The sequence below is a fragment of the Tsukamurella soli genome (assembly GCF_039541155.1).
Classification (GTDB): domain Bacteria; phylum Actinomycetota; class Actinomycetes; order Mycobacteriales; family Mycobacteriaceae; genus Tsukamurella; species Tsukamurella soli.
Window position 1 is genome coordinate 1 of the sequence record NZ_BAABFR010000219.1, and the last position, 2,039, is coordinate 2,039.

1 protein-coding gene is annotated in these 2,039 nt (G+C 76.3%); it reads left to right on the forward strand.

The features are described 5' to 3' along the window. A partial coding sequence (locus ABD908_RS27180) for a heavy metal translocating P-type ATPase (protein WP_345001998.1) occupies window positions 1-1,881 on the forward strand: 1,881 nt, incomplete at its 5' end. Window positions 1,882-2,039 lie beyond the last annotated feature (158 nt).

A 2,039-nucleotide genomic window follows, 5' to 3' on the forward strand; every position in this document is an offset into this window, starting at 1 on the left:
CCGCCCGAGCCGCGCGACCGGCCGGGCCTGCGCGCCGCGGTCGCGTTCGCCGTGTACCTGCTCGCGTGGATCGTGCCGCTCGCGACGCCGCGTACCTCGCCCGGCGTGGCGCCTGCGGTGTCCGTGCTGTCCTGGATCGGTCTCGCGATCGTGGTGGCGTGGTGCGCGTGGCCGCTGCTGCGGGGCGCGGCGTCCGGGATCCGGCAGCGCATCGCCACCATGGACCTGCTGGTCGCCGGGGCGGTCGTCGCGGCCGGTGGCTGCGCCGTGGTGTCGCCCGACTTCGTGGGCGTCGCCGCCGGGATCACCGCCGTCGTGCTGGCGGGCCGCTGGCTGCGGCGCGGCGCGATCGGCTGGATCCAGTCGGCTCTCACCCGGCGGGTGCCGCGCGCGCTCGCGGCGATCGACCCGGGAACGCGGTTCGAGGTGGGGACACGCGCGGTGGTGCCCGCCGACGGCATCGTGGTAGGCGGCGCCGCGGAGATCGACGTGACGGTCCTGACCGGCAGGCCCGAGGTACGCGCTGTCGCCGCGGGTCAGCGTGTTCCTGCGGGTGCGACCGTACTGCTCGGCGAGTTGGTCGTGGCAGCGGACTCGCGGCCGGCATACGACGGCTACGCGCACGCCGCCGACGTCATGACCGCGCCGCGTTCGCTGTCCACCGCGGCGGAGCGCCTGGCGCAGCGGGCGGTCGCGGTGTTCGTGCCGGTCGTGGCCGTGGCCGCGGTGGCCACCGCCGCGGTGTGGTGGGGCCTGTTCGGGTCGCCCATGGCGGCCGTGCGCCACGCGGTCGCGGTCCTGGTGGTCGCGTGTCCCTGCGCCGTGGGCCTCGCGATCCCGCTCGCCGTGATGGTCGCGAGCGGGGCGGCCGCCCGCCTCGGCGCGTACCCGCGCGGGCATCGGGCGTTCGAGGACGCGCGCGGCGTCACCGCGGTCGTGTTCGATAAGACGGGCACGCTCACGGCGGGCGCCCCGCAGGTCACGGGGGTCTGTGCGGCCGGAGTCCCCGCCGACGACGTGCTGCGGCTCGCCGCCGCCGCCGAGGCGGGCTACACGCACCCCGTCGCCCGCGGGATCGCCGCGGCCGGGGCCGATGGTGCCGGGATCGGGGGCGTCGGGGTCGACGGTGCCGGCCGGACGACCGCGGTACGACTCGCTGCGCTACCCGAGGGCGGCGTCACCCGGGACGTCGACGGAACCACGGTCAAGGTCGCGGCGCCGCGTACGTTCCCCACCCGGGCGGACGAGCTGCTGCGGCGGTTCCGACGCGACCGCGAGGCGGCCGGAGAGACCGTCGTGTTCATCGCGCTGGGCCCCGACCTGGGTCGGCCCGTGGGGGCTATCGCTCTGGCGGACCACGTCGAGTCCTCCGCCGCCTCGGCTGTCGCCGAACTGCGTGCCGGGGGCGTCCGTACGGTGCTGGTGACCGGCGACAACCCGTACGCGGCGCAGCACACCGCCGACACCGCCGGAATCACCGAGGTACTCGGCGAGGCCGGCCCCGAGGCGAAGGTCGACATCGTCCGACAGCTGCAGGCCCTGGGGCACCGGGTGGCGCTGGTGGGCGACGGCATGGGAGACGAGCCGGCACTGCGCGCCGCCGACCTCGGGATCACGTTCTCCGCCCGCCCCGCCGCAGTGGTCGACGCCTCCGATATGGCGCTGACCGGCGCCGACCTGCGCGCCGTCCCCCGGGTGATCGCGCTGTCCCAGCGCCTGCACCGGATCGTCGTCGAGAACCTCGCGTGGTCGCTGGGCTACAACGTGTTCGCGATCCCGCTCGCTGCGACGGGCGTGATCGGACCGCTACCCGCCAGTGCCCTGATGGGGCTGTCGTCCGCGGTGGTGGTCGCGAACAGCCTGCGGCTGCGGGTGCGCTAGATCCGGTCGTCGGGCGTCCGCAAGGTCCGCATCGTCTCAGGCCGCCGGGCCGGGGGAGTGGCGGGTCGGGGACCCGGTGTCTTCGGAGGGACGCAGGTGACCGCGGCGGCGGCCGCGCGCCGCACCGGCGGGCACCGTCAGCTCGCCCGTGCCGAAGT